At 75.9% G+C, this 23205-nt stretch carries 24 protein-coding genes; 11 read left to right on the forward strand and 13 right to left on the reverse strand.

Features of this window, described 5'->3' with window-relative positions; all coding sequences use genetic code 11:
- Positions 1-14: 14 nt before the first annotated feature.
- From ACYX4T_RS11755 to ACYX4T_RS11770, 4 genes are all read right to left on the reverse strand, one after another.
- The gene (locus tag ACYX4T_RS11755; RefSeq protein WP_476014693.1) at positions 15-2735 is read right to left on the reverse strand and encodes a putative bifunctional diguanylate cyclase/phosphodiesterase; all 2721 of its coding nucleotides are present in this window, start codon (positions 2733-2735) and stop codon (positions 15-17) included.
- 483 nt (positions 2736-3218) lie between these two features.
- A complete protein-coding gene (locus ACYX4T_RS11760) occupies positions 3219-4466 on the reverse strand; it encodes an NAD(P)-dependent malic enzyme (RefSeq protein WP_476014694.1) in 1248 nt (415 codons plus the stop codon).
- A 437-nt stretch (positions 4467-4903) separates the two neighbouring features.
- Positions 4904-6505: an IS1182 family transposase gene (locus tag ACYX4T_RS11765; protein ID WP_476014695.1), complete on the reverse strand. Its 1602-nt coding sequence runs from the start codon at positions 6503-6505 to the stop codon at positions 4904-4906.
- A gap of 76 nt (positions 6506-6581) precedes the next feature.
- The gene (locus tag ACYX4T_RS11770) at positions 6582-6923 is read right to left on the reverse strand and encodes a S24 family peptidase (protein WP_476014696.1); all 342 of its coding nucleotides are present in this window, start codon (positions 6921-6923) and stop codon (positions 6582-6584) included.
- Positions 6924-7015: 92 nt separating this feature from the next.
- Here ACYX4T_RS11770 and sodN point away from each other — a divergent pair, with 92 nt between their 5' ends.
- Positions 7016-7429, forward strand: coding sequence for a superoxide dismutase, Ni (gene sodN / locus ACYX4T_RS11775; protein WP_425550047.1), 414 nt, complete (start codon positions 7016-7018; stop codon positions 7427-7429).
- Positions 7430-7568: 139 nt separating this feature from the next.
- Positions 7569-8207, forward strand: a complete 639-nt coding sequence (locus ACYX4T_RS11780) for a histidine phosphatase family protein (RefSeq protein ID WP_476014697.1) — start codon at positions 7569-7571, stop codon at positions 8205-8207.
- Between the two features lie 6 nt (positions 8208-8213).
- On the opposite strand, the gene ACYX4T_RS11785 is transcribed toward ACYX4T_RS11780, so the two are convergent.
- Both ACYX4T_RS11785 and ACYX4T_RS11790 read right to left on the reverse strand, forming a co-directional pair.
- Positions 8214-8771 carry a class I SAM-dependent methyltransferase gene (locus ACYX4T_RS11785; RefSeq protein ID WP_476015250.1) on the reverse strand — a complete coding sequence of 186 codons (558 nt, stop codon included), beginning with the start codon at positions 8769-8771 and terminating at the stop codon, positions 8214-8216.
- A gap of 60 nt (positions 8772-8831) precedes the next feature.
- Positions 8832-9179 (reverse strand): hypothetical protein, encoded by a 348-nt coding sequence (locus ACYX4T_RS11790; RefSeq protein ID WP_476014698.1) that lies wholly within the window; start codon positions 9177-9179, stop codon positions 8832-8834.
- A gap of 112 nt (positions 9180-9291) precedes the next feature.
- Between ACYX4T_RS11790 and ACYX4T_RS11795 the strand changes: the two genes are divergently transcribed.
- Both ACYX4T_RS11795 and ACYX4T_RS11800 read left to right on the forward strand, forming a co-directional pair.
- On the forward strand, positions 9292-10212 hold the full coding sequence (locus tag ACYX4T_RS11795; protein ID WP_476014699.1) for a diacylglycerol/lipid kinase family protein: 921 nt from the start codon (positions 9292-9294) through the stop codon (positions 10210-10212).
- A 482-nt stretch (positions 10213-10694) separates the two neighbouring features.
- Entirely contained in the window at positions 10695-10949 is a 255-nt protein-coding gene (locus ACYX4T_RS11800; protein ID WP_274198967.1) for a WhiB family transcriptional regulator, read from the forward strand.
- A gap of 201 nt (positions 10950-11150) precedes the next feature.
- On the opposite strand, the gene ACYX4T_RS11805 is transcribed toward ACYX4T_RS11800, so the two are convergent.
- Complete coding sequence (locus ACYX4T_RS11805; RefSeq protein ID WP_476014700.1) at positions 11151-12632, reverse strand: sensor histidine kinase; 1482 nt, start codon at positions 12630-12632, stop codon at positions 11151-11153.
- A gap of 73 nt (positions 12633-12705) precedes the next feature.
- On the opposite strand from ACYX4T_RS11805, the gene ACYX4T_RS11810 reads away from it, so the two are divergent.
- The gene (locus ACYX4T_RS11810) at positions 12706-12780 is read left to right on the forward strand and encodes a 50S ribosomal protein bL37 (protein ID WP_476015251.1); all 75 of its coding nucleotides are present in this window, start codon (positions 12706-12708) and stop codon (positions 12778-12780) included.
- An 81-nt stretch (positions 12781-12861) separates the two neighbouring features.
- On the opposite strand, the gene rsrA is transcribed toward ACYX4T_RS11810, so the two are convergent.
- Positions 12862-13200: a mycothiol system anti-sigma-R factor gene (rsrA, locus tag ACYX4T_RS11815; protein WP_476014701.1), complete on the reverse strand. Its 339-nt coding sequence runs from the start codon at positions 13198-13200 to the stop codon at positions 12862-12864.
- Entirely contained in the window at positions 13197-13892 is a 696-nt protein-coding gene (locus ACYX4T_RS11820) for a sigma-70 family RNA polymerase sigma factor (RefSeq protein WP_476014702.1), read from the reverse strand. Before ACYX4T_RS11820 ends, rsrA begins: the two co-directional genes overlap by 4 nt.
- A gap of 360 nt (positions 13893-14252) precedes the next feature.
- Between ACYX4T_RS11820 and ACYX4T_RS11825 the strand changes: the two genes are divergently transcribed.
- Entirely contained in the window at positions 14253-14735 is a 483-nt protein-coding gene (locus tag ACYX4T_RS11825) for an aminoacyl-tRNA deacylase (RefSeq protein WP_476014703.1), read from the forward strand.
- A 3-nt stretch (positions 14736-14738) separates the two neighbouring features.
- Here ACYX4T_RS11825 and ACYX4T_RS11830 read toward each other — a convergent pair whose 3' ends face one another.
- Positions 14739-15776, reverse strand: coding sequence for an NAD(P)-dependent alcohol dehydrogenase (locus ACYX4T_RS11830; RefSeq protein ID WP_476014704.1), 1038 nt, complete (start codon positions 15774-15776; stop codon positions 14739-14741).
- A 92-nt stretch (positions 15777-15868) separates the two neighbouring features.
- Here ACYX4T_RS11830 and ACYX4T_RS11835 point away from each other — a divergent pair, with 92 nt between their 5' ends.
- Entirely contained in the window at positions 15869-16444 is a 576-nt protein-coding gene (locus ACYX4T_RS11835) for a TetR family transcriptional regulator (RefSeq protein ID WP_476014705.1), read from the forward strand.
- 26 nt (positions 16445-16470) lie between these two features.
- Here the strand turns inward: ACYX4T_RS11835 and ACYX4T_RS11840 are convergent, their stop codons facing one another.
- Positions 16471-17106 carry an alpha/beta hydrolase family protein gene (locus ACYX4T_RS11840; RefSeq protein WP_476014706.1) on the reverse strand — a complete coding sequence of 212 codons (636 nt, stop codon included), beginning with the start codon at positions 17104-17106 and terminating at the stop codon, positions 16471-16473.
- On the reverse strand, positions 17103-17909 hold the full coding sequence (locus tag ACYX4T_RS11845; RefSeq protein WP_476015252.1) for an SOS response-associated peptidase: 807 nt from the start codon (positions 17907-17909) through the stop codon (positions 17103-17105). The genes ACYX4T_RS11840 and ACYX4T_RS11845 overlap by 4 nt, the downstream gene beginning before the upstream one ends.
- A gap of 60 nt (positions 17910-17969) precedes the next feature.
- Here ACYX4T_RS11845 and aroA point away from each other — a divergent pair, with 60 nt between their 5' ends.
- Both aroA and rsgA read left to right on the forward strand, forming a co-directional pair.
- Positions 17970-19286 (forward strand): 3-phosphoshikimate 1-carboxyvinyltransferase, encoded by a 1317-nt coding sequence (gene aroA / locus ACYX4T_RS11850; protein WP_476014707.1) that lies wholly within the window; start codon positions 17970-17972, stop codon positions 19284-19286.
- A 6-nt stretch (positions 19287-19292) separates the two neighbouring features.
- Entirely contained in the window at positions 19293-20318 is a 1026-nt protein-coding gene (gene rsgA / locus ACYX4T_RS11855; protein ID WP_476014708.1) for a ribosome small subunit-dependent GTPase A, read from the forward strand.
- Positions 20319-20340: 22 nt separating this feature from the next.
- On the opposite strand, the gene ACYX4T_RS11860 is transcribed toward rsgA, so the two are convergent.
- A complete protein-coding gene (locus ACYX4T_RS11860; RefSeq protein ID WP_476014709.1) occupies positions 20341-20952 on the reverse strand; it encodes a nucleoside/nucleotide kinase family protein in 612 nt (203 codons plus the stop codon).
- A gap of 36 nt (positions 20953-20988) precedes the next feature.
- Between ACYX4T_RS11860 and ACYX4T_RS11865 the strand changes: the two genes are divergently transcribed.
- Positions 20989-22239: an FAD-binding domain-containing protein gene (locus ACYX4T_RS11865; RefSeq protein ID WP_476014710.1), complete on the forward strand. Its 1251-nt coding sequence runs from the start codon at positions 20989-20991 to the stop codon at positions 22237-22239.
- Positions 22236-23141: an FkbM family methyltransferase gene (locus ACYX4T_RS11870; RefSeq protein WP_476014711.1), complete on the forward strand. Its 906-nt coding sequence runs from the start codon at positions 22236-22238 to the stop codon at positions 23139-23141. Before ACYX4T_RS11865 ends, ACYX4T_RS11870 begins: the two co-directional genes overlap by 4 nt.
- Positions 23142-23205: the final 64 nt, after the last annotated feature.

Below are 23205 nucleotides of genomic sequence, written 5' to 3' on the forward strand. Positions count from 1 at the left end.
TGACACGGGCGAGCTCAGCCGGCGGCGCGGTCCTCGGGGGTCAGCGGCCCGCGGCGCAGGAGCTGCGTGAACGCCTCGCCCGGCATCGCCCGGGCGAACAGCCAGCCCTGGTAGGCGTGCACGCCGAGGTCGCGCAGCACCGCGAACTGGTCGGCGTCCTCCACGCCCTCGGCGACGCAGACCTGGCCGATGGCCGCGGTGAGGTCGACGACGGCCCGGGCCACGGCGCGGTCGGACTCGCCGGTCGCGACGCCCCGGACGAAGCCGCGGTCGAGCTTGACGATCTGCGCGGGCAGGCCGGTCAGGCGCGAGAGCGACGAGTAGCCGGTGCCGAAGTCGTCGACCGCGAAGCGCACGCCCGCCGCGATCAGCTCGTTCATCTCGCGCAGCGTGGTCGCGGGCAGGTCGGCGAGGCAGGTCTCGACGAGCTCGAGGACCAGGCGGTCCCACGGCAGGCCCGCGTCGGTGACGGCCTCGTGCACGGTCTCGAGGAAGTCGGGGTCGCCGGGCAGCAGCCCCGCGAGGTTCACCGCCACCGACGGCGGGGTCCCGTCCGGCCCGGAGGACGGCCACACCGCGGCCTCGCGCACCGCGGTGCGCAGCACCCAGCGGTCGAGCTCGCCGAGCAGGTCGGCGGCCTCGGCCACCGGCAGGAACTTGTCCGGGAAGATCAGGCCCTGCTCGGGGTGCTGCCAGCGCACCAGCGCCTCGGCGGTCTGCACCCGACCGTCGGCCCCGACGACCGGCTGGAAGTGCAGCACGAGCTCGTCGTTGACCATGGCCTCGCGCAGCTGGGTCTCCATCCGCAGCGCCTCGTCGGCGCCGCGCATGATGGCCTCGTCGGCGAGGGCGAAGCGGCCGTTGCCGCCGCTCTTGGCCTCGAACAGGGCCGCGTCGGCGAAGCGCATGAGGTCGCCGGTGCCCGGGTGCACCGGGGCCGGCTCGAGGCCGGCGAGCTCGGTGGCGCGCTCCTGGCGCAGCACCTGCTCCACGGGGTCGCCGGTGGGGTCGATGTCGGGCCGGCCCGGGTCGGTGCGGGCGTCGGTGCGGGCGTCGGGGCCCGCGGACGCGCCGAGCCCCACCGTCGCGCCGACCGCGGCGCCGACGGTCGCCGAGATGCGCACGAGCTGGCCGTGAACCGGGATGGCGGTGCGCAGGATGCCCGCCACGGTGGCCGAGAGCGCGTCCAGCCCGCCGTGCAGGTCGACGTCGGCGCACACGACGACGAACTCGTCCCCCGCGCTGCGCGAGGCGGCGCAGCCGGCGGGCAGCCGGTCGCGCAGGCGCTGGGCCAGCTCGACGAGCAGCTCGTCGCCCGCGTCGTGGCCGAGCGAGTCGTTGACCCGCTTGAAGTTGTCGAGGTCGCAGAACAGCAGCCCCGTGCGCCGCGCCGTCGGGCCCGCGAGCAGCCGCGACACCGTCGTCTGCAGGGCGCGGCGGTTCGGCAGGCCCGTCAGCTCGTCGTGCATCGCCTGGTGGCGCAGGCTCGCCTCGACCCTGCGGGCGTCGGTGACGTCGGTGAACACCACGAGGTGGGTGACGCCGCCGTCGTCGTGCACCGAGACCGAGACGTGCAGCTCGCACCACACCGCGTCGGCGTCGGCGCCGCCCGCGCCGCGCTCGCGGCGCCGCAGCGCGCGCGGGGAGCACGACCAGCTCACCGACCCCGCCGAGCCCGCGGGCCGCGCGAGCAGCGGCGTCGCCGGGCCGGCCCCGGCGGCGGCCTCGGCGCCCAGGTCGAGCAGCTCGTCGGCGCGCCGGCCCCGCAGCGCCTCCGGGCCCTGCCCCAGCAGCCGGCACAGCGCCTGGTTCGCCTTGACCAGGCGCTCGTCGTCGTCGAACAGCGCGATGCCGACGGGGGCGACGGCGAGCAGGTCGGTGAAGCGCTGGGTCAGCGCGCGCAGCCGCTCCTCGGCCTGGCGTCGCCCGGTGACGTCGGCCGCGGTACCGAGGACCGTGCGGTCGGGGCGCCGGGCGGCGTGCACCTGCAGGATGCGGCCGCTAGCGTCGCCGAGGCGCACCTCGGCCTCCAGCGCCACGCCCTCGGCGACCAGGGCCTCCCAGCGGCGCACGAGCCCGGCACGGTCCGCCGGGTGCAGCGCGGCGAGCAGGCCCTCCGCGCGCCACTCGGGGCGGGTGTCGAGGCCCAGCAGCTCGGTGAGCACCGGCGAGAGCCAGGCCGAGCCCGTGACGAGGTCGACCTGCCAGTGCCCGAGGCCGGCGATGCGCTCGACGTCGGCGGCACTCGGCCCGCTCAGGGGCTCGGTGGGCGGCTCGAAGGCCTGGGGGCGGTCCGCCGGCTCGGGGGCGAGCTCGGGGGCGGGCTCGGCCTGCGGCACCAGCACGAGGACCGCGCCGCCCGCCCGGTCCGGCCACACGACCACCTGGACCGGCAGCGACGCGGCCATCAGACGCCGCACCCGCGCGGACAGGAGGCCCTCGGGGGCGCCGTCGGCGGCGTGGACGTCGGCGAGCAGGTCGGTGACCTTCCGGCCGAGCATCTGCCCGGCCTCGAGGCCGCCGGACGGGTCGACGAGGCGGGCGACGGCGTCGCGGACGGCGACGAGGCGCCCGCACGCGTCGTGGCGCAGCGCGGCCCCCGGCGGCAGTGCCACCCCGCCGTCCGGGCCGTCGCCGCCGGGCAGGACCGCGAGCGCCTCGGACCGCCGGCCCCCCGTCGTCCCGTGGACGACGGCGAGACCGGGCGAGCCCGGCACCGGCACGGCACTGCCCACGTCTGCGCTCCTCGCTCGCGGGGACCCCGCCGTCCCGAGGTGGAACGGTGCGTCCGCGTCTGTCTCAGGCAACGAAGGAAACGCGAGGTGGGTCCGGGTGGATCACCCCGTGGAGGGACGGCGCGCGGCGACCGCGAGTCCGCACGCGTTCTGCTGCACCACACGGACGATCGACCTTGAGGACACCGACCGGTCGTCGCGCCGAAGCGGACGGCGTCCACGACGAACGGCACACGGCCCAGTCCTGCTGCGCCGATCGACCGCCTGGTCACCCACGTGCGGCTCGCCGCCCTACCGACGGTGCGCCCGGTGAGCCACGAGCGGTCCGGATCATGCCGCGAGCGCCCGGCAACCACCGATCGGTGGATCCCGGATGGTCCGGCCGAGCGACATCGATACGTCGGACCACCGGATCGACCCGTCGGTACCCGACGTGTCGGCGCGCTACACCATCGTGGGCGACCGGATGAACCGCGAGCCGGCTCAGTGGTGCTCGGCCGCGACCTCGGCGACGTGGCGGCGCACCACGCCCTCGTCGGCGGCGGCCTCCGCGACGGCCGCCGCCACCGCGGGCGCGACGCGGGGGTCGAGCGCGCTGGGGACGATGTGGTCGGCGCCGAACTCCTCGTCGCCCGCGGCGATGTCGGCGATCGCGTCGGCCGCGGCGAGCTTCATGGCCTCGGTGATCCGCCGGGCCGCCGCGTCGAGGGCCCCGGCGAACACCCCGGGGAAGGCGAGCACGTTGTTGATCTGGTTCGGGTAGTCGCTGCGCCCGGTGGCCACGACCGCGGCGTGCTTGCGCGCGACGGCCGGGTCGATCTCGGGGTCCGGGTTGGACAGCGCGAACACGACGCCGCCGTCAGCCATCGACGCGATCACCGACTCGGGCACCGTCGAGCCCGACAGGCCCAGGAAGACGTCGGCGCCCGCCACGGCCGCGGCCAGGTCGCCGCGCACGCCGCGGGGGTTCGTCTGCTCGGCCAGCGCAATCTTCTCCACGTTCATGCCCTCGCGGGTCTCGTGGATGACCCCGCGGGAGTCGAGCACGACGACGTCGCTCGCCCCCGCCGATCCCAGGATCTTGGCGCAGGCCACGCCGGACGCGCCCGCGCCGCTGACGACCACCTTGAGGGACGCGAGGTCGCGGTCCAGGACACGGGCGGCGTTGCGCAGGGCCGCGAGCACGACGATCGCCGTGCCGTGCTGGTCGTCGTGCATGACGGGGCAGTCGAGGGCCTCGACCAGCCGGCGCTCGATCTCGAAGCAGCGCGGCGCGGCGATGTCCTCGAGGTTCACGGCGCCGAAGCTCGGGCGCAGGTGCACGAGCGTGTCGACGATCTCGTCGACGTCGGTGGTCTCGAGGACCAGCGGGATGGAGTCGAGGTCGGCGAACGCCTTGAACAGCGCCGACTTGCCCTCCATCACCGGCAGCGAGGCGCGCGGGCCGATGTCGCCGAGCCCGAGAACGGCGGTGCCGTCGCTGACCACGGCCACCAGGCGGTGGGTCCACGTGTAGCGGGCGGTGAGCGCCTTGTCGTCGGCGATCGCCCGGCACACCTTCGCGACGCCGGGCGTGTAGGCGATGGCGAGGTCGCGCCGGCCGGAGAGCCCGACCGTCGGGGCGATCGAGAGCTTGCCGCCCTCGTGCGCCGTGAAGACCTCCTCCTCGGTGATGTCGCGGCCGTCGAGGGCGGGCTGGTTGCTGGTCGTGTCGGCGTTCGCGTCGCTCACGGGGGCTCCAAGCGAGATCGAGGGGTCGCGGCACTGCGACGGGCATCGCGGCGCCGGGGTACCCGGACGGGAGGACACGGGAGGAAATGGTGGCGGCGCCCGCGGTCGGCGGGCGCCGGGCGGGCCGTCGGCGCGGGTGGGCGCGCGGCCCGGGTGAGGACTCCTGCGCTCCTGCGCCCGGTGCGGGCGATCCTCGCGCGTCCACGGCGGTCGTGTCTGCGTCCCCCGTCACCCGGCGCGCCGTGCCCCTCGCCGACCCGTCGCCGACCGGTCCTAGGAGCGCGCTGAAGAAGTGGGTTGGTGGGCGCCTCGGCAGTCGTGCTGCGGTCAGCACCCGTGGGTGCGACAAGAGGTCGCCCCGCCCGGCGCTGATAGTGGCGGGTTGTTGATGGGCTGTCGAGGCCGTAGCCGGGCCGGTAGTCGGCTGGGTCCTCGGATCAGCTTGCGGCCAGGGCCCATCGGCCGTGGTCGAGGTGCAGTCCGAAGGTGATCATTCGGCGGAGGTTGAGCGCGGCGACGCGGGTGTGCAGCCAGGCGTTGTTCTTGACCACGCCGCGGTGGGGGACGCGCCGGTTGCCGCGGGTCAGCCAGGCGATGGAGCGCTCGACCATGGGCCGGTGCCGACGGTAGGACTCGAGGTGCTCGGGGGTGCTCGCCCGGGCGCGGTGTGCTCGTTGCAGCGCGTGGTGCGGCCCGAGGTGCAGGGTGCGCCCGTCGGTGGCGGTGGTGCATTGCGCGCGCAGTGGGCAGTCGCGGCAGTGCGCCCCGAAGATCGCTGCTCCGCTCGCAGTGATCGGGCGGGTGATCCCGTTCGGGCAGGTCATGGTGCTCGCGGCCGGATCGTGGGTGAAGTCGTCGATGGTGAACCCGCCGGGGACGGTCGGGCGCAGCGGCCACGGCTTGATCACCGCGGTGTGCCCGGCCTGCTCGAGCGCGGCCAGGGCGTCGCCGGTGCCGTAGGCCGAGTCGGCCAGCACCTCCAGCGCCTCGCCCGGCTCGCTGGCGGCGGCCTCGAGGTTGGGGTCGCCGGTGAGCAGGGCGATACCGACAGTGGCGTCGCTGTTGTCCGGGCCCGAGGCTTGGGTGAGCCTGGTGTTGGTGATCAGCCCGATGTCGGGCTCGACCACCACGTGCGCGCGGTAGCCGTCCTGGCGGCGCTCCCGGGACTTGTGCGCGTGGCGGGTGTCGGGATCGACGGTGGAGATCACCCGGTCCGGGGCCACCTTGGTCGCGATGCGCCAGCGCCCGTCGGTGCCATCGGAGCCCTCGGCAGGCTCGACGTCCTGCCCGGCGACCAGCGCCAACAACGCCACCGCCTGACTGGCGCGCTCGTCGAGCCCGGCCCCGCCGGGGTGGCGCGTCTCCAGCTCGGCGAGTACCGCCAACGCGTCGTTGACCAACGCGGAGACCAGCTCGTCACGGGCCGCGGGGTCGTCCCAGGCGATCTGCGGCTTGCCCGGGTGGGAGTAGTCATGCCCGCTCGTGGTGACCGCCGTGACGACCTCGGCGCCGGCACCGACGTCGCGGGCGACCCGGCGGATCGCGGCGATCAGCTGGGTCACGGTGTCCTGGCGGGCCACCGCGTCATCCAGAATCGTCGAGTCCAACGCCCGGCGGGTCTTCCCCGCCACCGCACCAGTCTCGGCGACCACCGCGGCGACGGTCTCGAAGATGCGGTTCGGGCTGTTCGAGGCGGCCAGCCGGCGTCGCCAGTAGGTCAGCGTCGAGGCGTCGAACGCGGTGTCGGTGATCGCCAGCCCGCAGGCGGCTTTCCACCGCAGATCGAACGTGAGTGCCTCGACAGCTTCCCGGTCCGACAGGCCGTGCAGGGCCTGCAGAACCAGCACCGTGGCCACCACCTCCGGCGGCACACTCGGCCGGCCGCGGCGGGTGGGAAACAGGTCGGCGAACAGCTCCGGGGCGAACAGCCGGGCCCGATGCGCAGCCAGGAACGCGAACACGCTGCCCGGCTTCAGCAAATGCCCGGCGACCGACTCCACATCCAGCAACTCACGCTGATCATCAGAGCGACCCTGCACCCGACAAGGATCCCAGCCCACCCGCCGACCACCAGCCTCGACGCGCTGACTTCTTCAGCAGTCTCCTAGCTCGTCCTCAGCGCGCCCGCAGCCGTCCCGGACGGGGCCAGAGCCGCCAGCGCACCGGCCCCACGACCTCGGCCGGGCCGAGGGTGCGGGAGTCCGTCGACGCCGTCGGGGCGTCGCCGACGACGAACCAGCCGTCGTCGGACGCCAGCGTCGCCCGCTTGACCGAGAGCTGCCCCGGTCGCGAGGCCCACCGCACGAGCGCGAGCTCCCCCGGGCGCACCGCGGCGCCGGGGCGCGCGAGCACGACGTCCCCGTCCCGCAGCGTCGGCGCCATCGACCCGCCGCGGACGAGGACGCGGCGCGGGAAGTGGCGCGCGGCCGTGACCAGCAGCTCACGAGGGGTCCTCACCGGCGGCGCTCCACGTGTCGGTGCCCGGTCACGGGGGTACGTTCACTGACGTCGGAACGATCACCATTCCCCACGAGGAACAGGGAGGCGAGATGGGACTGCTCTCCAGCGTCCTGCGTCCGCGTCTGGAGGCCACCGCGCACTGCGACCTCCCCTGCGGCGTCTACGACCCGGCTCAGGCCCGGATCGAGGCCGAGTCGGTCAAGGCGATCCAGGAGAAGTACCAGTCCAACGAGGACCCGGCGTTCCGGGCCCGCGCCATCCAGATCAAGGAGGAGCGCGCGGACCTCGTCAAGCACCACCTGTGGGTGCTGTGGACCGACTACTTCAAGCCGCCGCACTTCGAGAAGTACCCGCAGCTCCACGAGCTGTTCAACAAGGCCACGAAGGCGGCCGGGGGCGGTGAGGGCGGCGCCAAGTCGTCCATGGACCCGCAGAGCGGTCAGCAGGTGCTCGACTACATCGCCGAGATCTCGGACATCTTCTGGGAGACCAAGAAGGGCTGAGTCCCTCCGCGGCCCCGCCGCGACCCCGCGCACGACCCGACGCGCCCGTCCCCGCACCCCGGGGGCGGGCGCGCCGTCGTGGGACACCCGCCACGTCAGCACCGCGTCATCACCGACGCCCCGGGGTACCTGGCCCGCCGTGAGCGACAGCCCCGTCGGACGCCTCTACCTCCTGCGCCACGGCGAGACCGAGTGGTCGCGCGACGGCCGGCACACCAGCCGCACCGACCTCCCCCTCACCGAGGCGGGCGAGGCGGCGGCCCGGACCGCCGGACGCCTGCTGGTCACCCTCCGCGGCGACGAGGTGCCCGCCCCCGAGGTCTGGACCAGCCCGCGGCGGCGCGCCACCGACACCGCCCGCCTGGCGGGGCTGGAGCCGTGGACCACCCGCGAGGACCTCGTCGAGTGGGACTACGGCGCCTACGAGGGACGCACGACCCCCGAGATCCGTGAGGACGACCCCGGCTGGACCGTGTGGACCCACCCCAGCCCGGGCGGTGAGACCGCGCCCGAGGTGGCCGAGCGCCTCGACCACGTCATCGCCGACGCCGAGCGGGTGCTCGCCGACCGCGACCTCGTCGTGGTCGGCCACGGCCACGCGGGGCGGGTGCTCATCGCCCGCTACCTGGGCCTGGACGCCACCGCCGGGGTCGGGTTCGCGTTCGACGCGGCGTCGGTGACGGTGCTGGGCCACGAGCGCGGCGTGCCGCGCATCGACCTGCTCAACGCTCCCGGCGGCCTCGTCGCGGCCCCGCCCCCGCCCGCCGACCGTCACTGACCGGTGCTACCGGTGCGCCCGGAACCGGAACGAGCGGTCCCCGGCGTCGGCGGTGGCCTCTCCGAAGCCCGCGCCCCGCAGGCGGTCGGGCAGGGTGGCCGGGTCGACGACGACCATCGTGTCCCCGACGTGCAGCAGCCGGAAGCGCAGGCTGCGCCGGCTGTCCGAGCCCGCGAACACCCCACCGGGACGCAGGATGCGGGCCGCCTCGGCGAGGACGCGGTCCTGCGCGGCGGGCGAGGGCACGTGGTGGAGCACGGTGAAGCAGACGACGGCGTCGAAGCTGGCGTCGGCGAACGGCAGGCGCGTCGCGTCGGCGGTGCGCACGTCGACGCGCTCGCCCATCGCCCGGCCCAGGTCCTGGGCCAGGCGCGGGTCGACCTCGGCGGCGGTCAGCGCGCCGGCCCGCTCGACGAGCCAGCGCGTCGTCACGCCGTAGCCCGGCCCGATCTCCAGGACCTCGCCGGCGAGGTCGACGCCCTCGAGCGCCCACGGCAGGACCTCGCCGTGCATCCGGTCGGCCCAGCGGTCGGAGCGGCACAGCCGGCGGTGCAGCGCGTTCATCGGCACGTCCACCGACGCTAGGTCGCCGCGGCCGGCTCCGACAGGCCGGACCGGGACTCCCTACTCCTCCGCCCACGCGCGCGCGGGCGCGCACAGGAGGCCGTAGAGCACCGCGGCGGCGGCGAGGAGCACCGGCACGCCCCACTCCGGGCGCCCGGAGGGCACGGCGGCGTAGAAGGCGCAGCCGATGGTCAGCAGCTGCGCGACGAGCGCCGGCCCCCGCGCGCCGCGCCGGCCCCGCAGCAGCGCCACGGCCACGACCACCAGCCCGAGGCCGAGCAGCGCGACGAAGCCCCACACCGAGAACACCACGCCCACGGCCACGAGGAGCGCCGCGACGACGACGCCGGCCACCCCTTCGGCGAGCACGCCGAGTGCCGCGAGGAGCACGGGGCGCGGTGGTGTCACGCCGTTCAGGGTAGGCCGCACGCCCCCGCGTCCCTCGGTCGGCCGAGAGATCGGCGACATCGAGGGACCGCACCCCCCGACCGGACGGGCAGGGCCGTCTACGGTGAGCGCCGTGCGTGCGCTGCTCGTGGCCAATCCCTCGGCCACCACGACGACGGCGGCCGGTCAGGACGTCATCGCGCACGCGCTCGCCAGCGAGATCAAGCTCGACGTCGTCGCCACCCGCTATCGGGGCCACGCCGCCGAGCTCGCGGCCCGCGCCCGCGCCGAGGCCGTCGACCTCGTCATCGTGCTCGGCGGCGACGGCACGGTGAACGAGGCCCTCAACGGCCTGCTCGCCGACGGCCCCGGCGAGCACGTGCCCGCGCTGGGCGTCGTGCCCGGCGGCTCGGCCAACGTCTTCGCGCGCGCCCTGGGTGTGCCCCGCGAGCCGCTGGAGGCCACCCACACGCTGCTGGGGGCCCTCGCGGAGGGCCGCTCGCGGACCGTGGGCCTGGGGCGCGCCGACGAGCGGTGGTTCAGCTTCAACGCCGGGCTCGGGTGGGACGCCGACGTCATCGCGTCGATGGAGCGCGCCCGCGGCCGGGGCCGGGAGGCGACCCCGACCCGCTACGTCGCCACCTCGGTCCGCCGCTGGTCGCGCGCGCGGGTCGATCCGCCCGACCTCACCGTCGAGATCCCCGGCGAGGACCCGGTGACCGGCGTCAAGCTCGCCCTGGTCTCCAACACCGACCCCTGGACCTACCTGGGCGCCCGGCCGGTGCGCACCAACCCCGGCTGCTCGTTCGACGGCGGCCTCGGCGTCTTCGCCCTGCGCTCGCTGGGCCTGCCCACGGTGCTGCGCCTCGTCGCGCAGGTCCTGCGCGCCCAGGGCGCGAGCGGCCTGAGATCGGTCGTGCGCCACGACGACGTGCCCGCGCTGCGGATCACGAGCGGGGAGCCGGTCAACCTCCAGGTGGACGGCGACCACCTCGGCCGGCGCAGCGACGTCGAGTTCGTGGCCGTCCCCGACGCCCTCCGCGTGGTCGTGTGAGGCCCGAAACCTGCCGGAGATGAACCCGGTGTGAGCCGTGACCGGCGGTCGGCGGGCTTCTGAATCGAGCCCAGCTGCTGACCGCTCGTCGTGGAGCACCGGACGGGTGGACGCTTCGTCGTGCTGTGGTCGTCGTTCGTCGCAGCCGGGCGGTCATGACGGTCCGCGCCATTCCACTCACCGACCGAGTTCGCCCGTCGAGCCGCTTGGCACTCGATCTCGTCGGTCACGTCCTGCAGATTGTTTCGCATCCCCCGCGAATACCGGGAAGGACGCGCCGCCCGTGAGGGTCGCGAGTTCGGACCGGATGGGTCCGCCGTCGTGAAAGAGAGCGACCGGCGGGCGGGAGACAGGGTGACAGCGAAGGTCCCCGGTCTCCACCGGCAGGTCGCGGGCCCACCACGGGCCCGCGGCGAGGTCGAGAACACGACGACCACGACGGGTGCGCACCCCGAAGCGCCCCACCGAGGAGCTCATCAACGATGGACTGGCGGAACGACGCTGCTTGCCGCGACGAGGACCCGGAACTGTTCTTCCCCGTCGGCACGAGCGGCCCCGCGCTCTCCCAGATCGCTCGCGCGAAAAGTGTCTGCCGGCGTTGCCCGGCGATGACCGAGTGCCTGAAGTGGGCGCTCGAGTCGGGTCAGGACGCGGGTGTCTGGGGCGGCGCGAGCGAGGACGAGCGCCGCGCGCTCAAGCGCCACGGCATCCGGCCCGAGGTGCACACCGGGTTCTGATCGCGTCGCCACGCTCCCCGGCGTCGCGACCACGGGTCGTGCCGGACGCTCGCTCCCCACGCGTCCGGCACGCGGTACCCGTGGAGCCCCGACCGACAGCACGCACGGCACGACACCCGCTACGACACCCGAGGCCCCGGCCCCGTCCCCACGGACGGGACCGGGGCCTCGGTGCGTCCCGGTGTCCCCTCGCGGGACCGCTCAGCGGCCCCGGTGCTGCAGCGGCACCCGCAGCACGGCCCGCGTGCCCGCCTCCTCGCCCGGGCGCAGGCCCAGGGTGCCGGCCAGCTCGGAGTCGACGAGCGTGCGCACGATCTGCAGGCCCAGGCCGGTGGCCCGCTCCAGCGAGAACGTCTCGGGCAGCCCGCGCCCGTCGTCGCGGACCTCCACCTCCAGCTGGGCGGCCGTCCGCGACGCCGCGATGACCACCGACCCCGACGCCCCCTCGGCGAACCCGTGCTCGAGGGCGTTGGACACCAGCTCGGTCAGCACCATCACCAGCGGGGTCGCCATCACCGCCGGCAGCACGCCCACCCGGCCCTCCCGGCGCATGTCGACGCGGGCCCCGGGGCGGGCGAGGTCGTTCATCATCGGCAGGACGCGGTCGAGCACCTCGTCGATGTCGACCTTCTCGTCCACCGACGCCGCGAGCGCCTCGTGCACCAGCGCGATCGACGCCACCCGGCGCACCGACTCCGTGAGCGCCTCCTGCGCCTCCGTGTGCGGCGTGCGGCGGGCCTGCAGGCGCAGGAGGGCCGCGACGGTCTGCAGGTTGTTCTTCACGCGGTGGTGGATCTCGCGGATCGTCGCGTCCTTGCTGAGCAGCGCCCGGTCGCGGCGGCGGACATCGGTGACGTCGCGGGCCAGCACGAGCGCGCCGCTGGGCACGCCGCGCGGGTGCAGCGGGAGGGCCCGCAGGACGGCGGTGGCACCGTGACCGGTCAGCTCGGCGCGCTGGGAGGGGGTGCCGGCCAGCGCGCCCCGGACGTGCTCGCTCGCCTCGCTGCCCTCGAACGCGTCGTCGGCGACCTCGCGGACGACGGTGGCGAGGTCGGCGCCCACGAGCTCCTCGCTCCAGCCGAGGCGGTGGAACGCCGAGGACGCGTTGGGGCTGGCGTAGAGCACGCGGCCGCTGGAGCTGATGCGCACCAGCCCGTCGCCCACCCGCGGCGACGACCGGCCCTCGTCGTGCCCCTCGGCGGTGGGGAAGGTGCCGTCGGCGATCATCTGGCACAGGTCGGTGGCGACGGCCAGGTAGGAGATCTCCAGCGTGCTCGGGACGCGGGGCGCGGCGAGGTTGGTGTCGCGGCCCAGGACGGCGACCACGCCGCCGCCGGGCTCGCGCACCGGCACCACCTCGCGGCGCACCGACCGTCCCCGGTGCCAGCGCGGCTGGTCCTCGCGGCGCAGCACGGCGTCCTGCACGGCCCGCTCGAGCTGGGGGCGCTGGCTGGCCGAGGCGACGGCCCCGACCATGTCCTCGGGGTGGGCGGTCGCCGTCGTCGTCGGGCGGCTCTGGGCGACGCAGAGGAACCCGCCGTCCGAGGTCGGCACCCACAGCAGGAAGTCGGCGAACGACAGGTCGGCGAGCAGCTGCCACTCGGCGACCACGCGCTGCAGGTGGGCCGCCGCGGACCCGGAGAGCGCCGTGTGGGCCGCGAGCAGGTTCTGCAGCGTCGACACCGGTCGCGCGCGGTTCACCACCGGATCATGCCACCCCGCCGGTGACCACCGGTGGACGTGGGACGATGGACGCATGTCGAAGCGCGCGCGCCAGAAGCGGGACCGCAAGAAGAAGGCCAGCAACCACGGCAAGCGCCCCCACAGCTGAGCGCCTGCCCCGCACGCACGACAGGGCCCGCCCGCGACGGATCGCGGGCGGGCCCTCCGGCGTCCGGGGTCTGTCCGGGCCTCAGCTGCGCCAGGACTCCACGCGGGTCTGGTTGACCTCGACGACGGTGCCGGCGGCGCTGCGCTCGACGGTCACCTCGGCCTGCTCGAGCACGGTGGCGCGGATCTGCTCGCGCAGCCGCTGGTGCAGGCCCTCGGGGGCGTGCTCGCCGCCGCAGCTGCGGCCGAGCAGGGTCTTCACCTTCTCCTCGAGGCCGTAGCGCGCGAGGCAGGGACCGCACTCGTCGAGGTGGCGGCGCAGCTGGGCGTCGCGGTCCTCGTCGCACTCGTGGTCGAGCAGCAGCCACACCTCGGCGAGGACCTCGGAGCAGTCGGTCTCGTGGGGCTCTCCGCAGCTCATCGTCCGGCCCCCTCTCGGGTGGTCACCCGGTCCGCGCCGTCGCGGACCGCACCGTCGCGAGCAGAGCCGTCACGGGACGCGCCGTCGCGCGCCGTCGCGCCGTCCCCACGGCCCCCGCCATCGCGGATGAAGCCGCGGTCGCGGGCGGTGTCGGTGAGCGCCTCGCGCAGCTGCCGGCGCCCGCGGTGCAGCCGCGACATCACCGTGCCGATGGGCGTGCCCATGATCTCGGCGATCTCCTTGTAGGCGAAGCCCTCGACGTCGGCGAGGTACACCGCCATCCGGAAGTCGTCGGGCAGGTTCTGCAGCGCGTCGCGGATGTCGGTGTCGGGCAGGTTCTCCAGCGCCTCCGCCTCGGCCGACGGCAGCCCCGAGGAGCTGTGCTCACCGGCCTGGGCGAGCTGCCAGTCGGTGATCTCCTCGGTGGGCGACTGCTGGGGCTGGCGCTGCCGCTTGCGGTAGGTGTTGATGTAGGAGTTGGTGAGGATGCGGTACAGCCACGCCTTGAGGTTGGTGCCGGGCGTGAACGAGGCGAACGACGAGTACGCCTTGAGCACCGTCTCCTGCACCAGGTCCTCGGCGTCGGCGGGGTTGCGGGTCATCCGCAGCGCCGCCGCGTAGAGCTGGTCGACCATCGGCATCGCGTCGCGCTCGAAGCGCTCGGCGCGCTCGGCGGGCGTCTCGGACGCCACGTCGACCTGGTCGCTCTGGTCAGAGGTCTCGTCGCGAGAACGGGCCCTCGCCGCGTCGGCCACGGGGCTCCCTTCGGGCCGCGCCCTCGGCGCGGTCGGGACGTCGGTGAGTCCCGCGGAGACTACCCGCGCCGGGCGCAGGCCATCCCGACCCGCGGACGACGTCACGCCGTCGTACGGCGTCGCGGCGGCGGGTACGGCCGTGTCGGCCGTGCCGGGCTCCGCCATCGTCATCACTGCTGGCATGTCCGGCTCAACGCGGTGACCAGGCCCGCGATTCCCCTGCCCGGGCCGGCCCGGGTCCGCTCCGGTCCCGCTCCGTCCCGGTCCGTCCCCACCCGCGGGCTACCCTCGGGCGCCGTGGCGCGACGAGCGGCGGCGACCCCGGCCCTGGCCGCCCTCGACGACGCCGGCGTCGCGTACACGACGCACCCGTACACGGCGCCGGGCCGGACCGCCTACGGCACCGAGGCCGCCGAGGCCCTCGGCCTCGACCCCGGCCGGGTGTTCAAGACGCTGGTCGCGGAGGTGGACGGGACGCCGGTGCTGGCGATGGTGCCGGTGGCCGGGACCCTCGACCTCAAGGCCCTTGCCGCCGCGCGGGGCGGGAAGCGGGCGGTGATGGCCGACGCCGGCGTGGCCCAGCGGCTCACCGGCTCCGTGGTCGGGGGCATCGCCCCGCTCGGCAGCCGCCAGCCGCTGGACGTCGTCATCGACCTCTCGGTGGCCGACCACGGGACCGTCTTCTGCTCGGCCGGCCGCCGGGGCCTGCAGGTGGAGCTGGCCCCCGACGACCTGGTCGCCGCGACCGGCGGCGACCTGGCCGAGATCGCCGCGCGCTGACGATCAGCCGGGCATCTCCACCACGAACCGGAACCGCACGTCGCCGCGCCCCAGCCGCTCCAGGGCCTCCCCGAGACGGTCGGGCGTCACGACCTCGACGTCGGCGACGATCCCGTGCTCGGCCGCGACGTCGAGCATCTCGCGGGTCGCGGGCACCCCGCCGCTGCCCGTGCCGGCGATCCGCTTCTCGCCGACGACGAGGCTCATCGGGTCGACCCGCAGCGGCTGCGGCGGGATGCCGGCGAGGACGTAGGTGCCGTCGACCGCGAGCGCGGCCAGGTAGGGCGCGGGGTCGAGCGGGTGGCCCGTGGTGTCGACGAGCAGGTCGAAGCGTCGGGCCTGGCGGGCGAGCGCGTCCGGGTCGCGGGTGAGGACGACGTCGTCGGCGCCCAGCGCCTTCGCGGCGTCGGCCTTGGCCTCGCTGGTGGTCAGGGCGACCGTCTCGGCGCCCAGGGCGTGGGCGAACCTGATGGCGAGGTGCCCGAGCCCGCCGACCCCGACGACGCCGACCGTCGTCCCCGGGCCCGTCCCGAAGCGGCGCAGCGGCGACCAGGTGGTGATGCCGGCGCAGAGCAGCGGGGCCGCGCCCGCCGGGTCGAGGGCGTCCGGCAGCGTGTACACGAAGTGCCGGTCGACGACGATCTCGCTCGAGAACCCGCCCTGGGTGATGCCGCCGGAGACGCGGTCCTCGCCGCCGTAGGTCAGGGTCGGGAAGGCCTCGCAGTCGTTCTCCCGCCCGGCGCGGCACGGCGGGCAGGTCCGGCAGGAGTCGACGATGTTGCCGACGGCGACGCGGTCGCCGGGGCGCAGGTCGGTGACCGCGTCGCCGACGACCTCGACCACCCCGGTCATCTCGTGGCCCGCGACCAGCGGGAACGCGGCGGGGTCGCCGGAGGCGAGGGCGTGCCGGTCGGTCGCGCAGACGCCGCAGTGGGTGACGCGGACGGCGACGTCGGCCGGGCGCGGGTCGCGCCGGGCGAACGCCCAGGAACGCGGGACGTCACCCGGGGCGTGGGCGGCCCATCCCGTGACCTGGCGCATGGTGCTCCTCCTTGTGACAAACCGGTTGGTTACCTTCAACCGTAGGCCGGAGGTCGCTCGCTCGCAACTGAACGGTTGGTTATGATCTGGTCGTGCCGAGGGACGGAACCGCCACCCGCCGCCGGCTGCTCGACGCCGCGACCGCGGAGTTCTCGCGCTACGGCATCGCCGGCGCGCGCGTCGACCGGATCGCCGACGCGGCCGAGGCCAACAAGGCGCAGATCTACGCGTGGTTCTCGTCGAAGGACGGGCTGTTCGACGCCGTGTTCGCCGAGCACCTCGAGCTCATCGTCGACCTCGTCCCGCTCGACGCGACCGATCTCGCGGGCTACGCGGTGCGCCTCTACGACGCCTACCTGGAGACGCCGTCGGTCGTCCTGCTCGCGACGTGGGCGCGCCTGGAGCGGGTGCCGACCGGCGACCTGCTGACCTCCGTCGGCGACGTCATGACCGCGAAGCTCGACGCGATCCGGGCCGCCCAGGCCGAGGGGCTGGTCGACCCGGACCTGGCGCCCGCCGACGTCTACTCGCTGGTGATCGCGCTGTCGATGTCGTGGTCGCCGGCGGCCACCGTCGTCGCGGCCGCCCCGGACGATCCGGCGGCCGACCACGAGCGGCGACGCACCGCCCTGCACGCCGTCGCGCGCCGGGCGTTCCGGCCCGGCTGACGCCTCGCGCCGAGCTCAGGCCCACCTCACACGGCGGCGCGCGCCAGCACCCGCTCCAGCCAGGGGCCGACGGCCGCGGCGACGGGCCCGCGCGCCCGCAGGGAGTGGTCGCCGGCGAGGACGACGACCTCGCGCGTCGCGGTCCCCGCCGGGATCCCGAAGCGGTCGTTCGCCCCCGACACGGCGAGCACGGGCACCGTCACGGCGTCGATCTCGGGGCCGCGGTCCGGGCGCGTGCCGTCCTTGCGGGCCGGCGCGAGCAGTGGGAAGGCGAGGGCGAGGACCGCCACCGGGCCCCGCGCGGGGTCGAGGGCGGCCGCGCCCCGGCAGGCCACGCGCGCGCCGGAGGAGCGCCCGCCGTGGACCTGGGGGACGCCGGGCAGCCGCTCGCCCAGGTGTGCCACCACCGCGGCCCACGCCGCGTCGAGCTGCGCGGCCGGGGCCGGCGCCTTCCGTCCGGCGACACGGTAGGGCTGGAGGACGCGGGCCACGGCGAGCCCGGCGTCGCGGGCGGCCGCGCGGGCACCCAGGAGGTCCGGGGCCTCGACGCCCCCGCCCGCGCCGTGGCCGAGGACGAGCAGCCCGCGCGGGGTGTCGGCGTCGTCCAGGTGCACCTCGGCCGGACCGTGCGGGGTCTCGACGGTGATCGCCGGCGGGGTCACTGGGTCGCCGGGACGTCCGCGTCGAGGTCTGCGTCGAGATCCAGGTCGAGCCCCACCTGCTCGGGCTCGTCGTGGCGCTCCTCGATCAGCTCCGGCCCGTGGTTGGCCACGTTGTTGACCATGGTGGACACCTGGCGCAGCTCGAACGACGTCAGCAGCTCGGGCGGGGGCGGCTCGAGCAGGTCGGTCGGGTCGTCGTTGTCCGGGTCGAGCCAGGCCCGCCACCGCTGCGCCGGCAGCACGAGCGGCATGCGGTGGTGGATCTCCGTCAGCGGCCCGGCGGCGTCGATGGTGACGACCGTGGTGCTGATGAGCGGCGGCGTGCCCTGCGCGGCGTCCTTCGGCCGCCACGTCTCCCAGAGCCCGGCGAAGGCGATCGACCTCCCGCCCGGCAGGGTGATGAAGTACGGCACCTTGCGGCCGCTCCCGCCGTGCCCGTCGCGCTGCCACTCGTACCAGCCGTCGGCCGGGAGCAGGCACCGCCGCCCCTTCACCGCGCGACGGAAGGCGGGCTTGCTGGTCAGCGAGTCGGACCGCGCGTTGATCATGCGGTTGCCGATCTTCGGGTCGTCGGCCCACCCGGGCACGAGGCCCCAGCGCATGGCCCGCAGGCTGCGCTCGAGGCGCTGCGGGTCGGCCTTGCCCCGGTCGTCGCGCGGGTGCCGGTCGACGACCCCGATCACCGTCGTGGTGGGCGCGACGTTGTACTCGGGACCGGGCCACGCGCCCTCGGTGGCGTCGACGGCGTCGAACTCCTCGGCGAGCGTGGCCGGGTCCTTCGACTGGCTGTAGCGGCCGCACATGCGCTCCATCCTGGCACCGGGGTCCGACGGCGTCCCCCGCGATCGCGAGAGGATGGCCCGATGAGCGAGCAGCCCTTCCCAGCACCGACCGCGGACGGGCCGGTGCACGGCACCGTGTCGGTGCCGGGGTCGAAGTCGGTGACCAACCGGGCGCTGGTCCTCGCGGCGCTGGGCACCGACGGCGTCACCCGGCGGGTGCGCGGGGCGGCGCGCTCGCGCGACACGACGCTCATGGTCGGGGCGCTCGCCGCGCTCGGGGCCACCGTGACCACCACCGACGGCCGGGCGGGCACCCTCGACCTGGAGATCACCGCCCCCGCGACCTTCCACGGCGGGCACGTCGACTGCGGGCTCGCCGGCACCGTCATGCGCTTCGTGCCGCCGCTCGCCGCGCTGGCCGACGGCCCGGTGGTGCTCGACGGGGATCCGCGCGCCCGCGAGCGGCCGATGGGCGGGATCGTGGCGGGGCTGCGCGGGCTCGGGGTGGAGGTCACCGGCGAGGCCCTCCCGCTGACCGTCGCCGGCGGGCCGCACCCGGTCGGCGGTGAGGTCACGGTCGACGCGTCGGCGTCGAGCCAGTTCGTCTCGGGCCTGCTGCTCTCCGGCGCGCGCTACGCCCGCGGCGTCACCGTCACCCACGCCGGCGACCGGGGCGTGCCCTCGCTGCCGCACGTGGCCATGACCGTGGCGATGCTGCGGTCCGCGGGCGTCGTCGTCGAGGACGACCGGAGCCGCTGGCACGTCGCCCCCGGCCCCGTCGCCGCGCCCGCGGTGCTCGACGTCGAGCCCGACCTCTCCGGCGCCGCGGTCTACCTGGCGGCGGCGCTGGCGACCGGTGGCGCGGTGACCGTCGCCGGCTGGCCGGACACCGACCTGCAGCCCGGGGCCGTGGTGTGCCGGGTGCTCGAGGCGTTCGGGGCGCGCGTGTCGCGGGGCGCCGACGGCCTCACCGTCCGCGGGCCCGAGCGCCTGGCGGGTGTCGACGTCGACCTGCACGAGGTCAGCGAGCTCACCCCGACCGTGGCGGCCCTCGCCGCCCTCGCCGCGCGGGACGGGGCGTCGTCGCGGCTGCGCGGGGTCGCGCACATCCGCGGTCACGAGACCGACCGCCTGGCCGCGCTCGCGGCCGAGCTCGGCACCGTCGGGGCGCGGGTGACCGAGACCGACGACGGCCTCGCCATCGCCCCCGGGCCGCTGACGTCGCCGAGCAGGCCGTGGCGGGCGTACGCCGACCACCGGATGGCCACCGCCGGCGCGATCGTGGGGCTCGTCGTCCCCGGCGTCACGATCGACGACGTCGCCGCCACCACGAAGACCCTGCCCGACTTCGCCGACGACTGGCCGACGCTCGTGGCGGGCGCCGGGGTGGGGGTCTGAGGACCGGTGACACGTGGCGGCGGGCGGGGACAGACCTCGCGGCTCGACGAGTCCGACGTCCGCGTCCGCCCGGGCCGGGGCACGCGACCGCGCAGCAAGCGCCGCCCGGAGCACGCCGACGCGGCCCCCGCCATGGTCGTCGGCGTCGACCGCGGCCGCTGGACCTGCGCCCCCGACGAGGACCCGGAGCGCCGCGTCGTCGCCATGCGGGCCCGCGAGCTGGGGCGCACGCCGGTCGTCGTCGGGGACCGGGTGGGCCTGGTCGGCGACGTGTCGGGCGGCGAGGACGCGCTTGCGCGCATCGTCCGGGTCGCCGACCGGACCTCCGTGCTGCGCCGCACCGCCGACGACACCGACCCCTACGAGCGGGTCGTCGTCGCCAACGCCTCCCACCTGGTGGTCGTGACGTCGCTGGCCGACCCGCCGCCGCGGACCGGGTTCGTCGACCGCGCGCTCGTCGCCGCCTACGCCGGCGGCCTGGAACCGGTCCTGTGCCTGACGAAGGCCGACCTCGCCGACCCCGAGCCGTTCGCCGCGCAGTACGCCGAGCTCGACCTCCCGCGCGTCGTCACCCGGGCCGGCGAGGACCCGGCGGGGCTGCGCGAGGTCGTCGCCGACCGCGTGACCGCGCTCGTCGGGCACTCCGGGGTGGGCAAGTCGACGCTGGTCAACCAGCTGGTGCCCGACGCGGACCGGGCCGTCGGCGAGGTGTCGGGCGTGGGCAAGGGGCGGCACACGTCGACGTCGGCGGTCGCCCTCGCGCTGCCCGACCGGCGCGGGTGGGTGGTCGACACCCCGGGCGTCCGGTCGTTCGGCCTCGCCCACATCGCCCCCGACGACGTGGTGGCCGCGTTCGGGGACCTGGCCGCGGCGATCGAGGAGTGCCCACGGGGCTGCGGGCACCTCGGTCCCCCGGCCGACCCCGAGTGCGCGCTGGACGGCGAGGTCGCCGCCGGGCGCCTGCCGCCGGCCCGGCTGGAGGCCCTGCGGCGCGTCCTGGAGGCGCTGCGCACCCCCACGTGGGAGACGTGACGCCGGGGAGCTCAGGGGTGGGTCACGTCCCGCGCAGCACCACGTCGGCCCGGTGGGCGGTCGCGGCGATCATCCGCGCGTTGGCGGCGTCGCTGCCGTCGGCGCGGGCGACCGCCTCGGCGTGGCTGCGGCCGTGGCGCTCGTGGCGGGCGACCAGCCGGGCGCGGCGCACCTCCTCGTCGGGCTCCAGGAACCACGCCTCGTCGAGCAGGGCCCGGACGCCGTCCCAGGGCGGCTCGTCCAGCAGCAGGTAGTTGCCCTCGGTGACGACGACGAGCGCGTCGGGCGGGACCTCCAGCGCCCCGGCGATCGGCTCCTCGATCTCGCGGCGGAACTCGGGGGCCCAGACCGTCCCCGTGCCCGCCCGCACCCGCTCGAGGAAGGCGACGTAGCCCGGGGCGTCGAAGGTGTCGGGGGCGCCCTTGCGCTCGCGGCGGCCCAGGCGGTCGAGGACGGCGTTGGCGAGGTGCCAGCCGTCCATCCCCACCACGGCCACCCCGGGGCCGGCGAGGGAGGCGGCGACGGTCGACTTCCCCGCGCCCGGTCCCCCGACGATCCCGAGGACGCGGCGGCGCCCGTCGGTGCGGGCGGCGGCCAGGAGGTGCGCGATGCTCGGGGCGGGAGGCTGCGTCACGCCACGCATGATCGCGCATCGGGCGGGTACGGCTGGATGGTGCAGCTGCCCGTGCCCGAACCCGGTCCCGACGCCGCGGTGGACTTCGTGCGCGAGCACCTCGCCGACCTCGCCTGCGACACCCCCGCCGCGTCGGGGTCGATCCGCGGCGGGCAGACCGAGGCCGACGCCGCCCTGGCGGCGCTCGACGTCACCGGGTACGCCGGGAGCCGCAACCAGGTGTGGCCACCGGAGCGCCGCGGCGCGTCGAGGATGTCGCCCTACATCCGCTACAACCTCGTCGCGCTGCCCACGCTGTGGGACCACGTCGCCGACGCCCCCTCGAACGACCGGCGCAAGTACCGCGACGAGCTCGCCTGGCAGGAGTTCACCCGCCACCTCTACGCGCGGTTCGGCCGGGACGGCGGCGCGGCGCTGGCCACCGAGCTGCGCGCGCACCCGCCGAGCCCCGCCGAGCCGTGGGACGAGCCGTGGCCCCGGGACATGGAGTGCATGGACACGACCGTCGGGGAGCTGCACGCCGACGGCTGGCTGGTCAACCAGACGCGGATGTGGCTGGCCAGCCAGTGGACGGTGCGGGCGGGCGCGCGGTGGCGCGACGGCGAGGAGGAGTTCTTCACCCACCTGCTCGACGGGTCACGGGCGGCCAACCGCCTGAACTGGCAGTGGACCACCGGCGCCGGCAACGGGAAGGCCTACGCGTTCGCGCGCTGGCAGGTGCAGAAGCGGGCTCCCGCGCTGTGCCGGCGCTGCGTGCTGCGCGACGCCTGCCCGGTGCAGGAGTGGCCCGACCAGCGCACGACCCGCGCCCCGATGTCCGAGCTGCTGCGCGACGACCCCGATCCCACCGTGACGTCCGGCCCGCTGTCGGTCTCCGGTGAGCGAGCTGTCGAGGCGGTCTGGCTGACCGCCGAGTCGCTCGGCGACGCCGACCCGGCCCTGGCCGCGCACCCGGACGTCCCGGCCGTGTTCTGCTTCGACGAGCCGCTGCTGCGCCGGCTCATGCTCTCGGGCAAGCGGCTGGTGTTCCTCGCCGAGACCCTCGCCGACCTCGCGACGCGGCGGCCGGTGGAGATCCACCGAGGCCGGGTGACCGACGAGCTGGCCGGGCGGCGCCTCGCCGTCACGTTCGCACCGGTGCCCGGGTTCCGGCGGCGCGCGGCGGCCCTCGAGCCGGCGGTCGTGCACCCGTACCCGTGGCTGTTCCGGCCGCGGGCCGGGCGGATGCAGTCCTACACCGCGTGGCGCAAGGGCATGCCCGCGCAGCCGGACCGGGCCGCAGCGTGACCGCACTCCCCGCACCGCCCGCCTCGCGGGGCGTGCCGCTGGTGCGCGCCTCGCTGGCGCACGGTCCCTTCGCCGCGGACCTCGCGCGGTGGCTCGACGGCTGGCTCGCCCGCCGGCCCCGGCGGCGCACCGTCCCGACGGCCGCCGGCCCGACCGAGGTCGACACCGCCGACCTCGTCGACCGCTACCTCTACCTCTTCGGGCTCTGGGAACCGCACCTCGCCCGCTGGCTGCCCGGCCGGCTCGGGCCCGGGGACGTGCTGGTCGACGTGGGCGCCTACACCGGCTGGTTCACGCGGCTGGGCGCGCGGGCGGGCGCGGACGTCGTCGCCGTCGAGCCCTCCCCCGACGCGCTCGCGGTGCTGCGCCGGCACGTCGCAGACCTGCCCGGGGTGCGCACGGTGCACGCGGCGGTGGGGTCGACCTCGGATGCCGGCGACCGGTCCTTCTGGCTGCCCGACGCCGGCAACCGGGGCGGGGCCAGCGCGGTCCCCGGGACCGGCGGGCCCGACTTCACCGCGCCGGTGCGCGACCTCGGGGCCGTCCTCACTACCGACGAGGTCGCCCGCGCGCGGCTGGTGAAGATCGACGTCGAGGGCGACGAGGCAGCGGTCGTGGCGTCGCTGGCGGGCCTGCTCGACGGGATGCGCGACGACGTCGAGATCGCGGTCGAGGTGGCGCCGGACCGGCTCGCCGCCCACGGCCACGGCCCCGAGGACGTGCTGGGCCCGTTGCGCGCGGCGGGGTTCCACGTCTACCGGGTGCCCAACGACTACCGTGCCGCGAGCTACCCGGCGCAGATGCGGCGGGGCGTCGCGGCGCGGCCCCCGGTGCGGTTCGACGAGCCCGTGACGGTGCAGCACGACCTCGTGCTCTCGCGGGTGGACGCCGCGCACCTGTAGCGCCGCCGCTGTCGGGGCGGCGTGCCAGGGTGGGCGTCGGGCGCCGGCGGGCGTGAGGGGGTCG

Source organism: Actinomycetospora sp. ABD4_176 (assembly GCF_056311855.1).

Excerpts from the sequence above, each read along its gene's own strand:
- ACYX4T_RS11845 (WP_476015252.1), bottom strand. The coding sequence starts at position 17,909 with ATGTGCGGCCGCTACAGCCAGTCGAAGGACCCGGCCACGCTCGCCGAG.
- ACYX4T_RS11785 (WP_476015250.1), bottom strand. The coding sequence starts at position 8,771 with ATGAACGCGCTGCACCGCCGGCTGTGCCGCTCCGACCGCTGGGCCGAC.
- ACYX4T_RS11865 (WP_476014710.1), top strand. The coding sequence starts at position 20,989 with ATGGTGCAGCTGCCCGTGCCCGAACCCGGTCCCGACGCCGCGGTGGAC.
- sodN (WP_425550047.1), top strand. The coding sequence starts at position 7,016 with ATGGGACTGCTCTCCAGCGTCCTGCGTCCGCGTCTGGAGGCCACCGCG.
- ACYX4T_RS11800 (WP_274198967.1), top strand. The coding sequence starts at position 10,695 with ATGGACTGGCGGAACGACGCTGCTTGCCGCGACGAGGACCCGGAACTG.
- aroA (WP_476014707.1), top strand. The coding sequence starts at position 17,970 with ATGAGCGAGCAGCCCTTCCCAGCACCGACCGCGGACGGGCCGGTGCAC.
- rsrA (WP_476014701.1), bottom strand. The coding sequence starts at position 13,200 with ATGAGCTGCGGAGAGCCCCACGAGACCGACTGCTCCGAGGTCCTCGCC.
- ACYX4T_RS11830 (WP_476014704.1), bottom strand. The coding sequence starts at position 15,776 with ATGCGCCAGGTCACGGGATGGGCCGCCCACGCCCCGGGTGACGTCCCG.